This is a genomic window from Kitasatospora sp. NPDC041917 (genome assembly GCF_055589745.1).
Window position 1 is genome coordinate 1 of sequence record NZ_JBVJBI010000052.1, and the last position, 19,870, is coordinate 19,870.

At 75.3% G+C, this 19,870-nt stretch carries 16 protein-coding genes; 5 read left to right on the forward strand and 11 right to left on the reverse strand.

Features of this window, described 5'->3' with window-relative positions:
* Both ACZ6EM_RS35920 and ACZ6EM_RS35925 read left to right on the forward strand, forming a co-directional pair.
* A partial coding sequence (locus ACZ6EM_RS35920; RefSeq protein ID WP_465774254.1) for an aggregation-promoting factor C-terminal-like domain-containing protein occupies nt 1-171 on the forward strand: 171 nt, incomplete at its 5' end.
* A 487-nt stretch (nt 172-658) separates the two neighbouring features.
* Nucleotides 659-1,306, forward strand: coding sequence for a transglycosylase family protein (locus ACZ6EM_RS35925; RefSeq protein ID WP_465774235.1), 648 nt, complete (start codon nt 659-661; stop codon nt 1,304-1,306).
* 92 nt (nt 1,307-1,398) lie between these two features.
* On the opposite strand, the gene ACZ6EM_RS35930 is transcribed toward ACZ6EM_RS35925, so the two are convergent.
* Complete coding sequence (locus tag ACZ6EM_RS35930; protein ID WP_452177879.1) at nt 1,399-2,157, reverse strand: DeoR/GlpR family DNA-binding transcription regulator; 759 nt, start codon at nt 2,155-2,157, stop codon at nt 1,399-1,401.
* An 88-nt stretch (nt 2,158-2,245) separates the two neighbouring features.
* On the opposite strand from ACZ6EM_RS35930, the gene ACZ6EM_RS35935 reads away from it, so the two are divergent.
* Nucleotides 2,246-2,944 carry an NUDIX domain-containing protein gene (locus tag ACZ6EM_RS35935; RefSeq protein WP_465774255.1) on the forward strand — a complete coding sequence of 233 codons (699 nt, stop codon included), beginning with the start codon at nt 2,246-2,248 and terminating at the stop codon, nt 2,942-2,944.
* A 161-nt stretch (nt 2,945-3,105) separates the two neighbouring features.
* Here ACZ6EM_RS35935 and ACZ6EM_RS35940 read toward each other — a convergent pair whose 3' ends face one another.
* The 7 genes from ACZ6EM_RS35940 to ACZ6EM_RS35970 form a co-directional block, all read right to left on the reverse strand.
* A complete protein-coding gene (locus ACZ6EM_RS35940; protein ID WP_452177878.1) occupies nt 3,106-3,939 on the reverse strand; it encodes an ABC transporter permease subunit in 834 nt (277 codons plus the stop codon).
* Entirely contained in the window at nt 3,936-4,931 is a 996-nt protein-coding gene (locus ACZ6EM_RS35945; RefSeq protein ID WP_465774236.1) for an ABC transporter ATP-binding protein, read from the reverse strand. The genes ACZ6EM_RS35940 and ACZ6EM_RS35945 overlap by 4 nt, the downstream gene beginning before the upstream one ends.
* A gap of 147 nt (nt 4,932-5,078) precedes the next feature.
* Nucleotides 5,079-6,515 carry an RtcB family protein gene (locus ACZ6EM_RS35950; protein ID WP_401043176.1) on the reverse strand — a complete coding sequence of 479 codons (1,437 nt, stop codon included), beginning with the start codon at nt 6,513-6,515 and terminating at the stop codon, nt 5,079-5,081.
* Between the two features lie 41 nt (nt 6,516-6,556).
* Nucleotides 6,557-7,012 carry an archease gene (locus ACZ6EM_RS35955; protein WP_387694333.1) on the reverse strand — a complete coding sequence of 152 codons (456 nt, stop codon included), beginning with the start codon at nt 7,010-7,012 and terminating at the stop codon, nt 6,557-6,559.
* Between the two features lie 160 nt (nt 7,013-7,172).
* Nucleotides 7,173-8,411, reverse strand: coding sequence for a styrene monooxygenase/indole monooxygenase family protein (locus ACZ6EM_RS35960; protein WP_465774237.1), 1,239 nt, complete (start codon nt 8,409-8,411; stop codon nt 7,173-7,175).
* 198 nt (nt 8,412-8,609) lie between these two features.
* On the reverse strand, nt 8,610-9,362 hold the full coding sequence (locus tag ACZ6EM_RS35965; RefSeq protein WP_401043180.1) for a thioesterase II family protein: 753 nt from the start codon (nt 9,360-9,362) through the stop codon (nt 8,610-8,612).
* Nucleotides 9,363-9,555: 193 nt separating this feature from the next.
* A complete protein-coding gene (locus tag ACZ6EM_RS35970) occupies nt 9,556-10,161 on the reverse strand; it encodes an AAA family ATPase (protein ID WP_465774238.1) in 606 nt (201 codons plus the stop codon).
* Between the two features lie 193 nt (nt 10,162-10,354).
* On the opposite strand from ACZ6EM_RS35970, the gene ACZ6EM_RS35975 reads away from it, so the two are divergent.
* Together ACZ6EM_RS35975 and ACZ6EM_RS35980 are read left to right on the forward strand one after the other, a co-directional pair.
* Entirely contained in the window at nt 10,355-11,905 is a 1,551-nt protein-coding gene (locus tag ACZ6EM_RS35975) for an AMP-binding protein (RefSeq protein ID WP_401043184.1), read from the forward strand.
* Between the two features lie 166 nt (nt 11,906-12,071).
* On the forward strand, nt 12,072-12,254 hold the full coding sequence (locus ACZ6EM_RS35980) for a hypothetical protein (RefSeq protein ID WP_387694339.1): 183 nt from the start codon (nt 12,072-12,074) through the stop codon (nt 12,252-12,254).
* A gap of 112 nt (nt 12,255-12,366) precedes the next feature.
* On the opposite strand, the gene ACZ6EM_RS35985 is transcribed toward ACZ6EM_RS35980, so the two are convergent.
* From ACZ6EM_RS35985 to ACZ6EM_RS35995, 3 genes are all read right to left on the reverse strand, one after another.
* Nucleotides 12,367-13,353 (reverse strand): ABC transporter ATP-binding protein, encoded by a 987-nt coding sequence (locus tag ACZ6EM_RS35985; protein ID WP_359903773.1) that lies wholly within the window; start codon nt 13,351-13,353, stop codon nt 12,367-12,369.
* Nucleotides 13,354-13,537: 184 nt separating this feature from the next.
* Nucleotides 13,538-16,384 carry a hypothetical protein gene (locus ACZ6EM_RS35990; RefSeq protein WP_465774239.1) on the reverse strand — a complete coding sequence of 949 codons (2,847 nt, stop codon included), beginning with the start codon at nt 16,382-16,384 and terminating at the stop codon, nt 13,538-13,540.
* Nucleotides 16,381-19,701 carry an FtsX-like permease family protein gene (locus tag ACZ6EM_RS35995; RefSeq protein WP_401043188.1) on the reverse strand — a complete coding sequence of 1,107 codons (3,321 nt, stop codon included), beginning with the start codon at nt 19,699-19,701 and terminating at the stop codon, nt 16,381-16,383. Before ACZ6EM_RS35995 ends, ACZ6EM_RS35990 begins: the two co-directional genes overlap by 4 nt.
* Nucleotides 19,702-19,870 lie beyond the last annotated feature (169 nt).

The following is a 19,870-nucleotide window of genomic DNA, read 5'->3' on the forward strand; positions in this document are numbered from 1 at the left end:
GGCTCCTACGGACTGGGCCAGGCACTGCCGGCCTCCAAGATGGCCTCGGCCGGCGCGGACTGGAAGACCAACCCCTCCACCCAGATCAAGTGGGCGCTGGACTACATGAACACCCGCTACGGCAGCCCGAACGCCGCCTGGAACTTCTGGCAGTCCCACCACTGGTACTAAGCCGACACACCGGCTTCCCCCTCACCCCGGGGGCCGGACAGGGACCACCGGAGTGACCCACGAGGGCCTGCGCCCGCGCATCCCGCGCGAGCACAGGCCCTCGCGCCGTTTCCACCACCCCCGCACACACCAACCGGAAGAACCGGCCCGCGACCGCCGCCTCGCACCGGAACCGTTGACGGCGGCCCGGGTGGCCGGTCGGCTCCCCGAACTCTGACGTTCGGCCACCTCCCGGCCGGTACGGGCGATGTGACTGCCCACCCGGTGGAAGTGCGCGGTCGGAGCATCGGACCGGGCGGCACCGGGAGCGCGAGGACCGCGACCCGCGGCACGGCTCCGCGCCGCGGCCGGGGTGGCGTTCGGGTGGTGTCGAACCGCCGCCCGGACGAGATCCCGTCCTGTCGGCAACTGTCGGCGCCCCGCCTTGTGCATGGGTGGAGAGGGCATTCCGATGCCCGGTCCCTGTTCCCGAAGGTGCGGAGCTTTCATGTCACCGCTGTCCGTGGTCCGTCGCCTGGTCCTCGCCCTCCTGCTTCCCCTGCTCGCTCTCGCCGGAGTTGTCGGCAGCGCCACGGCGTCGTCCGCCGCGGGCGCGGCCACGGGAGTCCGGACGGGCGTGGACTGGGACGCCCTCGCCCGGTGCGAGAGCGGAGGGCGCTGGAACGCCGCCACCGGGAACGGCTACTACGGCGGACTGCAGTTCGACGCGGGGACCTGGCGCTCCAACGGAGGCCTCGGCTACGCGCCCCGCGCCGACCAGGCCACCCGCGAGCAGCAGATCGCCGTGGCCGAGAACCTCGCCGCACGCCGCGGCCTGGCCCCGTGGCCGGCCTGCGGAAGGCGTGCCGCCCACGGCGGCGACCACACCGTCGAGCACGCCGCCCGTGACCACCGCCCGACGCAGGCACGGCCCCACTCCCCCGCGCCCCTGCTCCGCGCCGACGACGCCGCCTCGGACGACGTGAACGGCGACGATTCGGACACCTGGACCGTGCGACCCGGCGACACCCTCAGCGGTATCGCTCAGACCCTCGGCGTCCCGGACGACTGGCCGGCCCTCCACGAACTGAACCGCGAGGTCATCGGTGACGACCCCGACCTGCTCCTGCCCGGCCAGGTCCTCGCGCTGCGTTGACGAACGCGAACGAACGCGAACGAACGTGCACGCCCCTGCGGACTCCTCCGGCCCTCGGCCGAGCATGCGATCCGGGGTTCGCACCGTAGCTGTCAGCCGGCCGCAAGGATCTCCACGCCGCGCGTCGCGAGTTGACCGAGGACCGGGTGGCCGGGATCGGCGTCGGTGATCAGTCCGCTGATGTCCTCCCAGGGCAGGACGCGGAACCGGGAGGCGGTGCCGATCTTCTCGGACGAGGCGAGGACGTAGGTGTCCGCGGCCCGTGCGGCCAGGGCGCGTTTCATCGCGGCCTCGTCCGCGTCGCCGGTGGTCAGTCCGGCTTCGGGGTGCACGCCGGTGACGCCGAGCAGGCACAGGTCGGCCGAGACGTTCTGGGCGGCCTCGACGGCGGCGGCGCCGCAGGTGACCGCCGAGTGCTTGAAGAGGCGGCCGCCGAGCAGGAAGACCTCGGCCCGGGCATGGTCGAGCAGCGCGGCGGCGACCGTCGGGCTGTGGGTGATCACGGTGCAGGCCAGGTCCGGCGGGAGGGCGTGGGCGACGGCGAGCGCGGTGGTGCCGCCGTCCAGGATCAGGGCGCCGCCCGGCCGGACGAGCGCGGCGGCGACCGCGGCGACCAGCCGTTTGCCGTCCGGCGTGACCGATTGCCGGGCCGCGTAGTCCGCGACGGCCGGGGAGACGGGCAGGGCCCCGCCGTAGACGCGCTGGCAGAGTCCCTCGGCGGCCAGGTCGCGCAGGTCGCGGCGCACGCTGTCCTCGGAGATGCCGAGGTCCGCGGCGACGTCCTTGGCCACGATCTTGCCCTCGCGGGCGAGCAGGCCCAGCAGGTGGTCACGTCTCTCGGCAGCCAGCATCCGTACTTTCTCCTGTTCTTGCACGTTTCTGCGTGTATCGTAGCGCGCCATGACCGAGAAGCCCATGCTCGTCCCGCAGGGGGGCGGCGTGACCCCCCGCCCCGGGACCGACATCCCGGACCACCGCGGCCGCACCGGCCTCGACCGCGCCGGACGCGACCTGACCCGCAACCCCGACGTCGTGGTGCGAGACGTGGAACTCACCTCGCAGGGCTGGCACGTCCTGCGCCGCACCACCTTCGACTACCGGCGCCACGACGGACGCTGGGTCACCCAGCAGCGCGAGACCTACGACCGCGGGAACGGCGCGGTCGTCCTGCCGTACGACGCCGAGCGCGGCCTGGTGCTGCTCACCCGCCAGTTCCGCTACCCGGCGTACGTCAACGACCACCCGGACGGCATGCTCGTCGAGGCCGCCGCCGGGCTGCTCGACGGCGACGACCCGCTCGCCGCCGTCCGGCGCGAGAGCGCCGAGGAACTCGGCGTCACGCTCGGCCCGCTCACCCACGTCCTCGACGCCTACATGAGCCCCGGCTCCGTCACCGAGCGCCTGCACTTCTACGCCGCCCCCTACACCCCGGCCGACCGCACCGGAACCGGTGGCGGACTCGAGGAGGACGGTGAGGACATCGAGGTGCTCGAACTGCCCTTCGCCGACGCCCTCGCCATGGTCCGCGACGGACGCATCACCGACGGCAAGACCATCCTGCTCCTGCAGTGGGCCGCCCTGGACGGGCCCTTCGCCGCCGCGCCGGCCGCCCGGTCCGGGGCGGCCGAGGACTCGTGAGTCACGCGCTGTCCCGTAGTCCCGTGATGTCGAGCGGCGGCAGCCGCGACGGCTCGACCGCGGCGGCCGTTCACGGCCGCGGTGCACCACCCTCCACGCCACCGACCTGCACAGCGGTCCGCTCGCCGACCCGCGGATGACGGACGACCTGGCGGCCCGCCTCAGGCCGCCAGGTCCCGGCGTTCCAGCAGCCGGAAGGCCGCCGCCAGCCCGATCAGCCCCACCCCGAGCAGGACGCCGAAGGCCGCCCACGGCACTCCGCCGTGGCCGAGCACGTCGCCCGGCGCGTAGTAGTGGAACGGGCTGAGGTAGCGCAGCGACCTGGCCGGGGACCAGGCCAGCGCGACGAAGTTGAGCGCGAAGCCGACCGCGCCGAACGCGACGGCCGCGCCGATCACGTGGGCCCGCCGCCGACTGATCGCGGAGACCGCCAGCACCGGCCCGGTCAGGCAGAACGCGAGGGCGCAGCCGAGCAGTCCGGCGGTGAACACCGCGCTCAGCGGGACGGCGGCACGCAGGGGGGCGGAGGCCGCCACCCCGAGCGCGAGGGTCAGCGTGGCGGCGGCGTTGAGCAGCACGGTGGCGGCGATCAGGGCGCCGGCCCGTTCGGCGAGCAGCCGGCGACGGGAGACCGGGCGGGTCATCAGCAGCTCGATGGTCCCGGACTCGACGTCGGCCGCGACGGCGGCGGCGCCGAGCGAGCCGATCACGGTCAGCTGGAGGGCGATCCAGAACGGGTGGGTGAGTCCGGCGCCGAGCAGACCGGGGTAGCTGGCGATGGAGACGTCGCCGTTGGAGCCGCTGAAGGCCTTGAACGCGCCGGGCGGGGTGCGGCGTTCGCCGAACAGGTCGCCGGTCGGGACGGTCCCGGCGATCACCACGATCAGGGTCTCGAAGACGACCATGCCGAACAGCAGGGAGAGCAGCATCCGGCGGCGCCGGTGCAGGGCGAGCCAGACCAGCGGGAGGCGGCGGTTGACGGTGCCCGGGTTCACGGCCGCTCCTCCGGTTCCGGGAGGCTGCCGCCGTTCGCGTGCTCCTCGGCCCCGACGGACCGGTAGAGGTCGAGGAAGGCCTCGTCCAGGCCCGCCTCCTCCACCGTCAGGTCGGCCACCGGCTGTTCGGCGAGCAGGTCGCGCACCGCGGCGACCACCTCGTCCGGTGGCACCAGCAGCTCGACCCGGGGGCCGTCCCAGCGCGGGGACCAGCGCTCCGCGGTGCCGAGCGGCCTGGCGCCGCGCCCGTCGTCGAGGAGCAGCCGGACCCGGCGGGCCCGGGCCTGGCGCAGTTCGGCCACCGAGCGGACGGTGACCAGCCGGCCGTGGCGGACGATGGCGACCCGGCCGCAGGTCCGCTGCACCTCGGGCAGCACGTGGCTGGAGAGCAGGACGGTCCGCCCGGCGGCGGTCTCCTCGGCGAGCAGTTCGTAGAAGGTCTCCTGGACCAGCGGGTCGAGTCCCTCACTCGGTTCGTCCAGCACCACCACCGGCGGCCGGTGCTGGAGCGACTGGACGAGCCCGAGCTTCTGCTTCATGCCGCGCGAGTACTGCCCCACCGGCCGGGCCAGGTCGGCGCGGGAGAGCTTGAGGCGATCGCACAGCTCCTGCTGGCGCGGTACCGGCGCGCCCTGGAGGGCGGCGAGCAGGTCGAGGGTCTGCTGTCCGGTGAGCTCGGGGTAGAGCCGCAGTTCGCCGGGCAGGTAGCCGATCGAGGGGGCGAGCCGGCCGTGGTCGGCCACCGGGTCCAGGCCGAGCACCCGCACCTGCCCGTCGCTGGGGCTGAGCAGGCCGACCAGGCAGCGCAGCGTGGTGGTCTTCCCGGCGCCGTTGGGGCCGAGCAGGCCGAACACCTCGCCGGCCTCGACCGACACGTCCAGCCGGTCGATGCCGACCGTGCCGCCGTAGTGCTTGGTGAGCGAGCGCAGTTCGATCACCGGGACGTCGCCGGCGCTCCGGCGGTCGACGGCTGGCTCCGGGTTCCCCGGCATGACCACCTCCTGTGACGGACACGCTCGCGGGACGGGCGCGCTCCGGTGACGGTGACGGATGCGTCCGACATCAAAGCGCGCCCGGCCGGGCGAGTCGAGGGACGCGCCCGGACCGGTGCGGCGAACTCACCCCTCACTCCCCCGGGCTCACCCCTTGCACACGCCCAACGGCACCAGCCGGGCGACCTGGCGGGCGAGCCCGGCGGCCTCCGTGACGGCGGCCACCGCGTCGACGTCCTTGTACGCCTCGGGCGTCTCCTCGGCCAGTGCCCGCCAGGAGGCCGGCCGCACCGCGATGCCCCGTGCCTCCAGCTCGCTCTTCAGCTGCTCGCCGCGGACCGTACGCAGCGCCTGGTGGCGGCTCAGCACCCGCCCGGCGCCGTGGCAGGCGGAGCGGAAGGCCTCGTTGCCGGGCAGGCCGACCATGACGTACGAGGCGGTGCCCATGGTGCCGGGCACCAGCACGGGCTGCCCGGCCGCCACCAGGTCGGCGGGCAGGTCGGGGTCGCCGGGCGGCAGGGCCCGGGTGGCGCCCTTGCGGTGCACGCACAGCGTCCGGAGCTCACCGTCCACCTCGTGGGTCTCCAGCTTGGCGAGGTTGTGCGAGACGTCGTAGACCAGTTCCAGTCCGACCCCGAGCACGGTGGCGAAGGCGCGGCGGGCCGACTCCGAGAGCAGTTGCCGGTTGGCCCGGCCGTAGTTGGCGGCGGCGGTCATGGCGCCCAGGTAGGCGCGGCCGCGCGGGGAGTCGACCGGGGTGCAGGCGAGCTGGCGGTCGGGGACCTCGATCCGGTAGCGGTGCAGTTCTCGGTCCATGGCGCGGACGTGGTCGGTACAGATCTGGTGGCCGAGGCCGCGCGAACCGCAGTGGATCATGACGCAGACCTGGCCGGGCCGCAGTCCGAAGGCGGCGGCGGTCCCCGGGTCGTGCACCCGGTCGACGGCCTGCACCTCCAGGAAGTGGTTGGCCGAGCCGAGGCTGCCGACCTGCTGCAGCCCGCGCTCGACCGCCCGGGTGCTCACCTCGCCGGGGGCCGCACCGGCCAGCACGCCGCGGTCCTCGCAGCGTTCCAGGTCGCGGGGCACGCCGTGGCCGTGCTCGACGGCGTAGCGGGCGCCGCCGAGCAGGAGTTCGTCCAGCTCCTCCGCCCCGGACAGCCGCCACAGGCCGCCCCGGCCCAGGCCGCGCGGGACGGTGCGGTCCAGCAGGTCCATCAGGCGGTCGAGCCGTTCGCGGTCGAGTTCGTCCCGGCCGATGCCGGCCGCCAGCAGCCGGACCCCGCAGGAGATGTCGAAGCCCACCCCGCCGGGGGAGACCACCCCGCCCCGTTCGACGTCGGTGGCGGCGACCCCGCCGATCGGGAAGCCGTAGCCCCAGTGCACGTCGGGCATCGCGTAGGAGGCGCGGACGATCCCGGGCAGCGTCGCGACGTTCGCCACCTGCTCCAGGGCCTTGTCCCCGGCGGCCTGCGGCAGCAGCGCAGCGGTCGCGAACACCACGCCGGGCACCCGCATCGGCGGCCGCGGCTCGATCCGCCAGCGGTTCCGGCCCGCCTCGACCAGTGCGATCTCCACCTCGCTCACCCCGCTCCCGCAGGTCCGGTCCGCTTCGCTCGGGGCCGGGCTCAGACGTCCACGGTGACCCGGCAGGTCCAGCCGTCCGGTCCGGCGCTCAGGTCCAGGTCGTGCAGTGCGACGGCCTTCGGTACGGCGCCGACGAGGGTGGCCGTGGCGGCGTCCGCCATCCGGAAGCGGACCGTCACCCGGCGGGCGCCGTCCAGGCCCTCGATCGGCCCGATCGCCACCGCCACCGGCAGTTCGCCGTCGGCGTCCATCCGGTAGACGACCTCCTCCAGGACGCCCGCGAGCAGGTCCGGGTCGCTCACCGCGAGGACGGTGCAGTCCCGCTCGCCGACGATCCGCGCGCCGCCGAGGTCGGCGAAGCCGGCGACGACGGCGCGCACCAGCTCGCCGATGCAGCCCTCGGCCGTCGGTGCCCAGGCCTCGACCTGCAGATCGGCCGTGTGCGGCACGCTCCGGTGGCCGACGGCGGACCGGCCCGCGGGCTCGTGTCCGTCCACGGGCGACGCCTCCCGTGCTCGTTGCCGTTCCCCTCCAGCGTCGTCCCGCGGACCGCCCGGCGGCAAGTGCGGGTCGCCGCGCCCGAGCCCGGCTGCTTCCCGACCTCGGCGGCGCCCCGACCTCGGTTACGACCCGACCTCGGTCACCCCCCGACCTCGGTCACGACCCGACGGAGGCCAGGTAGGCGGCGGTGAGCTCGGGGGTGGCCAGCCAGGCGGCGTGGTCGCTCGGCTCGGCGTAGGTGTTGGCGAGCCGGCGGCCGACCTCCGGGTGCTCGGCGGCTGCCGCGAACACGGCCTGGAGGTGCTCCGGGACGGTCAGCATCGCGGCCGTGAACTCCACGCTGTGGCGGGACTGCTGCTGCCAGAACCGTTCCGCGCTGCGGCACATCCAGTCGGCCGTGTACGGGGCGTCGCCGTGCTCGACGACCGCCCGGCGGCAGGCCTCCGCCGCCCGGGCGGCGTTGTTGGCGCCCTGGCCGGTGATCGGGTCGGTCACCACCACCGCGTCGCCGAGGCCCAGCACGTGGACGGCCTCCACGCCCGAGCCGAGTTCGGCCACCGGACGCCGGACCACCGGGGTGACGGCACCGAACAGCCCGGCCCCGGCGTCGGTCGGCTCGGCCTGCGTCCAGAACTCGGCCTCCCAGGGCAGGTACTCGCCCAACAGCTCGCGGATCCGGGCCAGTTGGACGTCCGGCGGCGGGGCGTCGCCGAACGCGTCGAGCGGGCCGCCGGGGATCGCCTCCCAGAGCAGGATGTCGCAGGGGCCGGAGAGGGTGAGCGCCGGTTGCAGGTACAGCTCGCCGAGGCCCGGCAGGGCGTTCATCCGGGCCCTCGGGCCGGCGGCCGGGTCCGGCGAGCCGACGCCGTGCGCGTACAGGCAGGACAGGGCCCGCTGCGGCCGGTCGAAGGGCGAGCGGACGGCGTCGCGCTCGAAGATCCCGGACAGGGCGCCGCGCCCGGCGGCGACCACGGTCAGCTCGTGCCGTCGGGCCAGCTCGTGCAGTCCGGCGCGGTCCAGCGTGCGGTACTCGATCTCGCCGCCGCGCTCGGCCAGCAGCTCCAGCCAGCCGGCCAGCTTGAGCCGCTGGTCCACCGACTGGGCGGGCTCGTCCAGCGTCATGGTGTACTCCAGCGCGCGCACGCCCGGGGGCGCCGCCAGCACCGCCTCCACCGAGGAGACGGACGGCGCCCGATCCGCCCAGAGGTCCAGCCCGGCGGCCGCCTCGATCCGCAGCGCGGGGCCGAACATCGCCTGGGTGGACAGCACCCGGCCGGCGCGCAGCTGCTCCGGGGTGCGCTCGGCGACCAGCGTCACCCGGTACCCGTCCGCCACCAGCCCGAGCGCGAGCTGGAGGCCGGCCTGGCCCGCTCCGACAACGGCGATCCGGCGCACGGCTGCCTCCCGATGATCTGCTGATGGGCCGTCAACCAGGCACAGTAGTCGAGCGGGAGCGCTCCGGTCACCGGTTCGGGCACGTCGGTTCGAGGGCCGACCCGGTGTCCGGTTCGCGGCGCCCGTTCGCGGCGCCGCAGGACCTTCGCGGGGCCGCCGCGGGTGGGCCGCCGCTCCGGGTGCCCACCCCGGACCGGCTCAGCCGCGCAGGTGCGCGGTGATCACCTCCACCACGTCCGCGGTCCGGTCGGCCAGGTAGAAGTGCCCGCCCCGGAAGACCCGCAGGTCGAAGGCGCCGGTGGTGTGCCGCTCCCACTGGCCGACCTGGTCGACGGTGGCGTGCACGTCGGACTCCCCCGCCAGGGCGGTGATCGGCAGCGACACGGTCGCGTCCGGGGCGCTGCGGTAGGTCTCGACGGCCGTGTAGTCGGCCCGCAGGCTCGGCAGGATCAGCTCGCGCAGGGCGGAGAGGGCGAGGACCCGCTCGTCCGTGCCGCCGAGCGCGGAGATCTCGGCGAGCAGTTCGTCGTCCGGCAGCTGGTGGATCCTGGTCGTGCGGGGCAGCGAGGGCGCGCGGCCGGCCGAGACGAACAGCCGGTCGGGCCCCTTCACGCCGTCGCGCTCGAAGCACCGGACCGTCTCGAAGGCGACGGCCGCGCCCATGCTGTGCCCGAAGAAGGTCAGCGGCCGGTCCGCCCACTCCCGCAGTTCCCGGGCGAGCTGCTCGGCGAGCCCGGTCACCGAGCCGATCGTCGGCTCGCCGATGCGGTTCTGCCGGCCGGGGTACTGGACGGCGAGCACATCGGCGTGCGGCGCCAGCGCGTTGGCGTACTCCAGGTAGTAGCTGGCCGAGCCGCCGGCGTGCGGGAAGATCACGATCCGGGCGGGCGCGGAGTCGGACGGGTTGAACCTGCGGAACCACGGATTCTCGACGACGGCGCTGCTGGACATGCGGGGTGTGACCTCTCTCCGTGACGGACTCTGCCAGCCTCAGTCTGGCAGTGCCGGGGGCGGCCGCGGGCCGATCCGGCGATCATGGTCCCCGGGTAGGCCGATTCTCGCCCGTCGCGGGCCCGCTCGCGGCCGGTGGCCGGGCGGCCCTGCCTGCGGCACCCGGCCGGCCGGGCCCACCCGCGGCCGACGGTCAGCCCGCTCCGAAGCGCACCGTCTCGGCGCGGGCGCGGGAGACGGCGTCCAGCAGCAGCACGGACGAGGCCTCCGGCGTCGGCATCGGGCCGTCGGAGCGCACGTGCCGGGTGAAGGCGGCCAACAGCCCCTCCAGGCCGCGGCGGTGGCGGGCGAAGACCCTGGCGGAGGCACGCCGGCCGCGGGCCCGCTGACCGTCCAGCGCGGTGGCGGCGCCGACGTCCAGCAGCACCAGGTGCAGTTCGCGGCCCTGCCGGGCCGCCTCCCGGGCGAGCCAGCGCCGCATCCAGGCCCGGCTGCCGCAGTCGTGCACCAGCAGCGGACCCCCGCCGCGCACCGAGGAGCGCAGCAGCCGGAAGTGCTCCAGCCGGGCCCACGGCCGGTACACCGCGTACGGCAGGGCGGCGGGCATCACCGCCTCGCAGGCCTCGTGCACCGTCCGAGGGTCCACCGCCCGGACCGCCGCCCCGGACCAGCGGCGCAGCAGCGTGCTCTTCCCGGCCCCGGGCAGCCCGGACACCACCACGACGGCGTCGGCCGGGTAGGCGGTGACGAAGCCCGCCCCGGCCTCGCCCCGCAGATCGACCACTCCGTACGGCGCCACGACCGCGTCCACCCTGCCGCCCACCAGCCCGAGCCCCCGTTCACGTCCGACCGGGAACCCTAACAACAACCCCGCCCCGGCCACGCCCCGCCCCGCCCGCGCGCCGGTGCCCGTGGGGCCCCGGTCGACCGCAGTGCATCCGTGGGGCCGGACATCCACTAGGCTGACACGCCGTCAGACAGGAGGGCGGGCCATGGCGGAGGCGGCTCCGACGTACACCGCGCTGGTGCTGGACGGGCTGGCGCGTGATCCCGGCCGGGTGGCGATCCGGTCCGGGGACGGGGCGTGGAGCGCGCAGCAGTGCCTGGACCTGGTCCACCGCGCCGCCCGGGCACTGGAGCGGGCCGGGCTCGGGCGCGGGGACGGGGTGACGGTGCTGGCCGGGAACCGGCCGGAGGCGCTGCTGGTGCGGCTGGCCGCGAACCTGCTGGGCTGCCGGGTCGCGATGCCGTTCCCGGACGGGCCGGTCGCGGAGCAGGTGGCGCTGGCGGAGTTCGCCGGAACCTCCGCGCTGGTCTTCGACCCGGTCCGGTGCGCGGCCGCGGCCGAAGGGATCGCCGGGGCCGTGCCCTCGGCCGCTCTGCTCTCCCTGGGCCCGGCACCGCTCGGGCTCGGCACGGACCTGCTGGACCTCGCCGCGGCCCGTTCCCCCGCCCCGCTCGAACCCCGTTACCGGCCCGAGGACGTGATGGCGGTGCGGTTCACCGGCGGCACCACCGGGCGTCCGAAAGGGGTGCTGCGCCGCTTCACCCGTCCGCCGCGCCCACGGCTGCTGTCCGGGTCGGTCTTCCTGCTGTGCACCCCGCTCTGCCACGGCGGCGGCACCACAGCGGATCTGGCGCTGGCCGCGGGCGGCACGGTGGTGATGCAGGACGGCTTCGACGCCGGGGCCGTGCTGGCGGCGGTCGAGCGGCACCGGGTGTCCCGGATGTACCTGCCGCCGCACCTGTTGTACCGGCTGCTCGACCACCCGCTGCTGCCCAGCACCGACACCGGCAGCCTGCGCCGGGTCGGCTACACCGGCTGCGCGGCCTCGCCGAGGCGCCTCGCCGAGGCGACCCGGCGACTGGGCCGGGTGCTGCACCAGACCTACAGCCTGACGGAGTGCGGGCCGGTCGCCCGGCTGGACCCGGACGAGCACCTGGCACCGCGGCTGCTGACCACCGCCGGCCGGCCGTACCCGGACACCGGGCTGCGCATCCTGGACGAGGACGGCGCCGAGCTGCCGCCGGACCGGACCGGGGAGATCTGCGTCCGCACGCCGACCGCCATGGTGGGCTACTGGCGCGACCCGGAGCTGACCGAGCGGGTGTTCAGGGACGGCTGGCTGCACACCGGCGACCTGGGCAGCCTGGACGCGGCCGGCTATCTGACGGTGGCCGGCCGGCGGAGCCCGATGGCGATCATCGAGGGGCACAATGTGTTCCCCCGCGAGATCGAGGAGCCGCTGCGCACCCACCCGGAGGTCCGGGAGGCGGTGATGTTCACGACCACCGACCCGGACCGCCTGGAGCGGGTGCACGCCGCCGTCGCCCTCGCCCCCGGGTCGCGGCTGACGGCCGAGCAGCTGCACCGGTGGTGCCGGGCGCGCGGCCTCGGCCTATGCGCCCCCGACACACTCCTGCTGCTGCCCGCGATCCCGCTGAACGGGCTCGGGAAGCCGGACCTCGTCGCCCTGCGGGCCCAGATAAGCAGCGGGACCGGACGGGCGGCTGCCACCGTGGGGGCGCGCGACGGGGTGTGACGCGCCCTGAAAGTGCTTCGAGCGCCCACGTAGGCGACCTCTTGTGCACCATCCGGCGGGAAGAACCGTCCGTGGGCACTCGACCGTGCGGCCCGGCCTGCCGATACATCCCCGGCGGCGTCGTGCAGGTCAGTGCGGGCCGCACCGTCCCCCAGGAGGCACTACCTTGACCTGGCTACGCGTCCTGACCGCGCTGGGCATCCTCGCCGTGGCGGCCAGTGCCCTGATCGTCTTCGCCCTCTGCACCGCCACCTCACGCGGCGATCGCGCCGCGCAGGAGGCACCGCCCGACCTCCGTACCGAGGCCGAGGGCAGCGGCCTCTTCCAGCGGATGGGCGGCGACGGCTGACCGTCCCGGGAGGCGGCGACCGCCTCCCGGGACCGGCGCGCTCCGGGCGGATCTGTTCCGGGCGGGCGCGCTCCGGTCAGTGCGCGCCCCCGGTCGGCAACGCGCTCCCGGGTCAGTGCCCGGCGATGTCGTCCGGCCGGACCTCGATGTGGTCGGCCGCGAGGTCGACCGCCACCCGGTGCTCCATGCCGAGCGACTCCAGGAACTTGACCGGCAGCTGCACCCGGCCGCTGCGGTCCAGCATCACGTACTCGCGCTCGTTCACCGACTCCTCGCCGTGCTCGTCCGTCACGGTGCGGCGCAGCACCTCGCTGGCGGTCCGCCCGTCCCGGATCGCGACCGTGCGGCGGACCTCGCCCGCGACCATCGGGTCGTGGGTGACGATCACGACGGTGGCGCCCAGTTCGCGGTTGACGGTGCGGAAGGACTCGAAGATGATCCCGGCCGTCTCCGAGTCCAGCTCGCCGGTGGGCTCGTCGGCGAGCAGCACCGGCGGGTTGTTGGCCATCGCCACCGCGATCGCCACCCGCTGCTGCTGGCCGCCGGAGAGCTCGTTGGGCTTGCGGTGGGCGAGCTCGCCGATCTCCAGTGCCTCCATCAGTTCGGCCACCCGGACCGCCTGCTGCTTCGCCCCGCCGGCGCCGGAACGGCGGCCGCGCAGCTGCATCGGCAGCGCGATGTTCTCGGCGGCGGTGAGGAAGGGCAGCAGGTTGCGGGCGGTCTGCTGCCAGATGAAGCCGACCACCTCGCGCCGGTAGCGCAGCCGCTCCTTGACCGACATCTCCAGCAGGTCGCAGCCGGCCACGGTGGCGGTGCCGGCGGTCGGCACGTCCAGCCCGGCGAGGATGGTGAGCAGGGTGGACTTGCCACTGCCCGAGGCGCCGACCAGGGCGACCAGGTCGCCCTGGCGGATGGTCAGTTCCAGGCCCTGGAGCGCCTGGACCTCGACCCCCTCCGCGCTGAAGATCCGGACCAGCCGGTCGCAGACGATGGCCGATCCCTCGCCGTACGCCTTGGGCGAGGCGGCGGCGAGGGCCCGCTGCTGGAGCTCCTGGAGGCTGGGGGCCTCGACGACCGTCCGCTCCTGGGGAGTGCTCATCACCGCTCGTCTCCTGTCTCGACTGTCTGCTTCATCGCACCGCTCTCCACTGTCCCGGCGACCCGCGCCGCTGTCACGGCCCGTTCACCGCTCCCGGCCGCCGGTCGCGGCCTTCCCCTCGCGCCGCCGGCCGCCGCCGTCTCCGGCCGCACGGCCGCGCTCGCGGCCGCCACCGTTCCCGGCCTCATTGCCGCTCCCCCGCGCGCAGTTCGGTGGCGATCTGGCGCCGGCCGGCGACCAGCGTCTCCACCACCACACCGAGGCAGACCACCAGGGTCAGACCGACGGTGGGCAGCAGCACCGGCATCACCGCCGGGGCCAGGGTGTCGGCGACCGTGGCTCCGACCAGGGCCGAGAGGTCGAAGGCGCCCCCGAGCAGGGCGACCGCGGCCAGGGCGACCAGGCCGCCGCCGACGGCCGCCGCCAGGGTCTGCGGCAGCGACTCGGCGACGATCAGCGCCAGGCCCTGCCTGGGCCGCAGGCCCATGGTGCGCAGCCGGGCGAGCACCGCCGTGCGGTCCGGCGCGGCCCGCAGCAGCGTCAGCAGCACGGCCAGCAGGGCGAACCCGGCGGCCGCGAAGCCCGAGTACCAGAACAGCCGTCCGGCCGCGTGCTGCACCGGGTCGGCGGCCAACTCGGCGATCTTGTCGCGGCTGCTGTGCACCGCGTAGCCGGGGGGCAGGCCACCGGAGGTCTTCCCCGCCGCCTTGGCCTCCTCGTTGACCAGTTTGGCGTGCTTCCCCAGATTCGCGCCGCCGCCGATGCCGCTCTCGATCAGCAGGGCGCGGACCCGGACCGGATCGACGTCGCCGACCGCGAACCACTTGTTCACCTTGGTCGCCCGCTTGAGCTCCGGCAGGTGCTCCGCCGCGGGGCCGGCCGGCACCACCACGAACGGCTTGCCGGGGTCCGGCAGGGCGGGCGTGGCGGTGACGACCCCGGCGACGGTGGTGGCCATCTGGCTGCCGCCGGGCGTGCGCACCTGCGGCGCGCCCGTGGCCAGTCGCTCGGCCAGGTCCCGGCTGAACAGCGCGGGCACCGGGCTGTCCTTGTCACCCGGAGCGGCGGCCAGCTCGGCCGGGTCGTACTGACCGACCCCGGCCGTACGGGAGATCTCCGCGTAGGCGTCGGGCTCGACCACCACCAGGATGGCGTCGGTGGTGCCCCGGTCGCCGCCGATGAAGGTGGCCCGCTCCTCGATCCAGGCGCCGGTGGCGGCCCGGACGCCGGGCAGTTCGCCGGCCGCCTTGGTGAAGGCCTCCGGCAGGGTCGCGTAGACCGGGACGCTGACGGACACGTCGCCACCGGTGGTGATGCGCGCGGCACGGGTGCGGGACTGGTCCACCGCGGTGAGCACGGTGGCGCCGAAGCCGGTGGCCGTGACGGCGATCAGCAGGGCGAGCAGCGGCAGTGCGGAGGGCCGGCGGCGCCCCGAGTTGTCGCGGGCGGCCCGGACCAGACCGAGGAAGCCGACCAGTCCGCGGCCGCGGCCGGCCAGTGCCGCCAGCCAGCCGACCACGACCGGCTCGATCCGGGCCAGCAGCAGGCCGCCGGAGACGGCGAGCAGCAGCGGGGCGGCCACCAGCAGCGGGTCCACCGCACTGCCCGGGTGGCCGACGCCGCGACGGCGGACCTCGGCCACGGCGGCGGCGGTGACGGCCAGCACGGCGAGCTCGCCGATCACCCGGCGCCAGCCGCCGGCCGCCCGCGGACGCGCCCAGAGCAGTGCGGCCCGGGCCGGGAAGGCCAGGATCGCGAACAGGGTCACGGCGAGTGCGAGCACCACCGAGTTGCCCCAGCGCGAAGTGGGCAGCAGCACCAGAGCGAGGGCCGTGCCGAGCACGGCGGCGGGCAGCACCGTCACCGCGCCCTCGGCGAGCAGCCGCAGCAGCACTCCGCCGCGCGAGCCGCCGCGGGCCTGGAGCAAGCGGATCTCGGCGGTGCGCCGGTCCGTGCTGAGCGCCGCGGCCAGACAGAGCACCACGACCGCGACGCCGGCGACCCCGGCGGGCCCGATGGCGCCCAGCGGGCCGGCGGCCTGGTAGCGGTCGGCGGCCCGGGCGAGGACGTCCGGCATCAGCGAGGTGGCGTGCAGGTCGGCCCGGAGGGTCGAGTCGATCAGTGCGGTCATGCCGGGGCCGGCCATGTACGAGGCGAGTGTCGCGCGGGTCCGGTCGAGCTGGTCGGCGTGCAGTGCGTCGGGGTCGACGGGCAGCCGCCAGAAGTTCTGGCCGCTCGAACCCCAGCGGGCCAGCGCGGTCAGGCTGCCGCCGTCGACGAAACCGCTGGTCCAGTACCAGGCGTCATCGCCCTTGAGGCCCAGGCAGGCCCTGGCCGGACAGCCGAGCCCCTCCCAGAACGGGTCCTGGGGATCGTTGACCCGGTAGAGGCCGACCACGGTGCTGCGCAGCGCGACGGGTCCGTCGGTGCCGCTCTCGATGACGTCGCCGACCTTGATGTTGACGGCCTCGGCGGCCTGCTGGCTCAGCACGATCGGCAGCGGGCCGTCGGCCGGGGCGGGGCCCGGCCAGGTGCCCGCGGTCAGGGTCGCCCGGTCGGCGAGTCCGTGCAGGTAGTACAGGCCGAGCGCCGGGGTGGCTCTTTCGGAGAGCCGGGTGAACCCCGGGTTGAACATCTGACGCCCGGTCTTGACCCGGGTGCCGTAGGCCTGGGCCGACGAGCCCAGCGGGAGGTCCCGTCCGATCCGCTCGCCCAGCTTCCGCTGGATGGCGTCCAGGTCCGCCCCGGTGTCCGCGCGGCCCGTTTCGGCGGTGAACTCCAGGTTGGTGACGCCGGTGCCCAGGCTTCGGGTGAACTCCTGGAGCGCGGTGTCCGCGCTCCGGTCCGCGACGCGCGGGAAGGCCGCCGCCAGGAACACGGTGACGAAGGCGAGGGCCGCCGTGAGCAGCGCGGCCAGTGGCATCGCGCGCAGCCGGGTGCGGACCCAGGGCGCGGGCCGGTGGGCGCGTCCGGGCCCGGACGGGGGCCCCGGCGCGGGGGTGGGCACGGTGGTGCCGGCCTTGGTGGTCACATCTCCTCCACGTGGCGCAGCCGGGAAGCCACGTCTCGACGCCGGCGCCCGAGCAGGAAGGCCGACAGCAGCGGAACGGCGGCGATCGCGGCCGCGAACAGCAGCGCCTGACCGTACGGCAGCTCGACCAGGGCCTCGGGCACCGGGCGGCGGGCGGCCGGGGTCAGCACCACGAAGGGCACGATCAGCCGGACGAGCAGGGCGCCCAGGGCGAGGCCGACGATCCCGCCGAGGCCGACCAGCACCGCGTTCTCGGCGGCGACGGTGCGGGTGACCTGCTTGCGCGGGGCGCCCAGGGCGAGCAGCAGCGCGGAGTCCCGGGAGCGCTCGTGGGCGGAACCGGCCACCGCGGCGGCGAAGCCGATCGCGGCGAGCACGGCGGTGACGATGGCGATGGCCATCAGCGCGCTCTGCGGGGCGGCGCCGACCGGGTCGCCGAGGAGCCCGTCGGAGACCTCGTCGTAGAGCGCGAGGTCCTGGCTTCCGGGGGCGGCGCGCAGGGCGGCGGCGGCCTCGGCCGGGGCGCGGTCGCCCGGCCCGGTGGCGGGCAGCCACCACTCGGTGCGGGTCGGCAGGTTGCGGTCCTGGGCGGACAGCATCCGGGCGGCCGAGTCGAGGTCCATCACCAGCGCCCGCCGGCCGGCCACCGGCATGGCCTCGATCGCGCCGGTCACCTTCACCGGGACGACGACCCCGCTGAGCGGCACCTGGAGGGTGTCGCCGACCGAGGCTCCGACGGCCTTCAGGTAGTCGCGGGTGGCGACACCGTTGACGGCGGCGGGCTGGGCCGGCCCGGTCGGGAGCAGCACGGCGCGCACGGAGTCGCCGATGCCGCGGGCGGAGTGGTAGCGGACCGTGAACAGGTTGTCGGCGGCGGCCGCTTCGGAGGCGAGCGCGGCCACCGGCGAGTTGTCCGCGGGGTTGCGGGAGGCCGGGGGCTTGAGGTTCCACCCGGTGCCGACCGGCAACGCAACGGCGGTGGACGGTCCGTCGGTGGTCTGCGCGACGGCCAGGTTCCGCACCGCGACCTCGCCGTCGCTGTGGTCACTGAAGGCGACGGTCGCGCCGACCACGGTCAGCGGGGCGGCGACCGAGCCCACCGGGGCGTCGACCAGCGCGTCGAGCCGGATCGAGGAGCGGACATCGCCCTTCAGCGGGAGCTCGCCGAACGGGACCTTGTGGACCAGGCCGAAGCGGTCGCGCAGCAGCAGCCGGACCTCGGAGTGGACCGCACTGCTGATCCACTTGGTCGGGTCCTGCTGGCTCACCGCGATGTCGGCGTCGATCCGCAGCGGGGAGCCGGGCAGCGGGATGCCGACGGGGGCCGGGGCCGCGAGCGTGCCGAAGACCTCCTTGCCGGTGTGGCCGTCGAGCAGGTCGGAGCGGACCGGGACACGGTCGGCGAAGGCGGCGGCGTCCACGGCCATCAGCTGGCCGGCACCGCCCTGCAGCGGCTGCTCGTCGCGCACCACCGCGACCAGCCGGTCGCCGCCGGGCAGGCTGCCGTAGCGGCCGCCCTGGCCCATCGGCGCGTTGTGCGAACCGGAGATGCGCAGACCTCCGCCTGTGGCGAAGGCGGCCTGGTCGCGCTGGGAGGAGGTCCAGGTGGCGTGCTGACCGAGAGCCAGGACACCGGTGGCCACGGCCATGACGAGCAGCAGGACGGGTCCGGTGGCGCGGCCGGGCCGGCGGGCCAGCTGCCAGCCGACCATGGCGGGCCCGAGGCCGCGGCCGCGGGCCGCCGCGCGGGCGCCGAGCCGGGCGACGAGCGGGAGCAGCCGCAGCACCACCAGGGTCCCGGCGCACAGTGCGAGGGTCGGGGTGGCGACCAGCAGCAGGTCCACGTCGAGCCGGCCGGTGGAGTCGGGGGACAGCCCGCCGCCGTACTGGTCGAGCTGCTGGTAGGCGAGCACGGCCAGGGCGAGCACGGCGAGGTCGCCGCCGTTGCGGGCGACGCCGGAGACCACGGCCTGACGGCGTCCGGCCCGGCGGCGCAGCGCGGCACCGACGCCGCGCACCACGCTGGGCACGGTGGCCAGCAGGATGCAGGCGAACGCGCAGATCACGGCCACCGGCCAGAGCGACCAGCTGATGCCGGTGTCCAGGGCGACCTGGCGGGAACTGCCGAGGCCGGCCAGCGCGCGGACCAGGAACGGGGTCAGCAGTGGTGCGAAGACCGCTGCGGGCAGGGCCAGCAGCAGCGACTCCAGGGCGGTGAAGGAGCCGAGCCTGAAGGCCGAGGCGCCACGCGCGGCGAGGATCTCGTTCTCGGACTCCTGCCGCGCGGCGATCAGGTGGACGACCAGCAGCAGGGCCGCCGCGGCGAGCACCGCCAGCTGGAGGGCGCCGATCAGCAGGGTGGACCGGGCGACCACCATGCTGTCGGACAGCTCGCGCATGATGTCCGGCAGGTCGGTCGTCGCGCCGAGCGAGGCGGTGCCGCGCAGTTCCTCGGAGAGGTGCTGGGCGCGGTTGCCGACGGCCTGCGCGGCGGCCCGGTCGGCGCCGGAGAAGTCGGCGTCCAGCGACCAGCCGACGCCGCCCTGGACCAGGCCGGCCGTGGCGAAGGCGCTCCGGTCGACCATCATCGGGCCGAAGGTGGTGAAGCCGCCGACCTCGATCTCGTGGCCGCCGACCGGGTCGATCCGCCAGTACGGGGCGGTCGGGTCGGTGGCCCGGTAGACGCCGGTGATCCGAACGGTCAGCGGCTTGCCGTCGTTCCGGTCGACGAGCCGGACCTCGGCGGGCAGGGCCTGCTCGGTCAGACCGAGCCGGCGCAGCAGGCTCTGCGGGACGGCGGCCTCCGGGGCGGCGGACTGCACCGGTCCGGTGGCGGCACCCGGCCAGGCACCGGCCACCAGTTGGACCCGGCCGCGGTCCAGGTCGGCGAGGACCGTGAGGTCGAGCGGGGCGCCGGGGGCGCTGCCCGCGCCGCTGCCCGTCGCGGGCGTGGTGATCGCAGGTGTGCCGGTCGCAGGTGTGCCGTCAGCAGCGGCGCCGGATACCGGCAGGCTGTAGGAACGGCTGCGCGTCAGGCTGTCGGTGTGGACGGGCAGGTCGCCGAAGAGCTTCTGCCGGTAGGCGGCGAGCGCCGCCTCGTCCTTGGACCGCTGGTCGAGCCCGTGCTCACCGGTCACCGCCACCGTGGTCCGGGCGTGACCGGGCCCTTGGAGCGCCTGCCGCAGGCCGGCCTCACCGACGCTGCTGTTGAAGGCCACCAAGGCGGTCAGCACAGACGTGGTGATCAGCACCGCAAACAGGACAGCGGCAGCCAGCGGCACTCGCCCGCGCAGTCGGCGCACGACGAAGCCGAGCATCAAGTTCCTCCCCCGGATTTACGTCCCCGGTTGCATCCCCGGGCCCCGCTCATCGATCCGGCCCGAGTACAAATCGGCCACAGACGGACACATCGCGAGCACACCCGGCGCATTGATCACCGGCAATCGGTCGCCGGATAGCGGACGATGCTGTCAGATTCGATCCAGG

Coding starts and splice junctions, on each gene's coding strand:
- ACZ6EM_RS35925 (WP_465774235.1), top strand. CDS start 659: ATGTCACCGCTGTCCGTGGTCCGTCGCCTGGTCCTCGCCCTCCTGCTT.
- ACZ6EM_RS35930 (WP_452177879.1), bottom strand. CDS start 2,157: ATGCTGGCTGCCGAGAGACGTGACCACCTGCTGGGCCTGCTCGCCCGC.
- ACZ6EM_RS35945 (WP_465774236.1), bottom strand. CDS start 4,931: ATGCCGGGGAACCCGGAGCCAGCCGTCGACCGCCGGAGCGCCGGCGAC.
- ACZ6EM_RS35965 (WP_401043180.1), bottom strand. CDS start 9,362: ATGTCCAGCAGCGCCGTCGTCGAGAATCCGTGGTTCCGCAGGTTCAAC.
- ACZ6EM_RS35975 (WP_401043184.1), top strand. CDS start 10,355: ATGGCGGAGGCGGCTCCGACGTACACCGCGCTGGTGCTGGACGGGCTG.
- ACZ6EM_RS35985 (WP_359903773.1), bottom strand. CDS start 13,353: ATGAGCACTCCCCAGGAGCGGACGGTCGTCGAGGCCCCCAGCCTCCAG.
- ACZ6EM_RS35995 (WP_401043188.1), bottom strand. CDS start 19,701: ATGCTCGGCTTCGTCGTGCGCCGACTGCGCGGGCGAGTGCCGCTGGCT.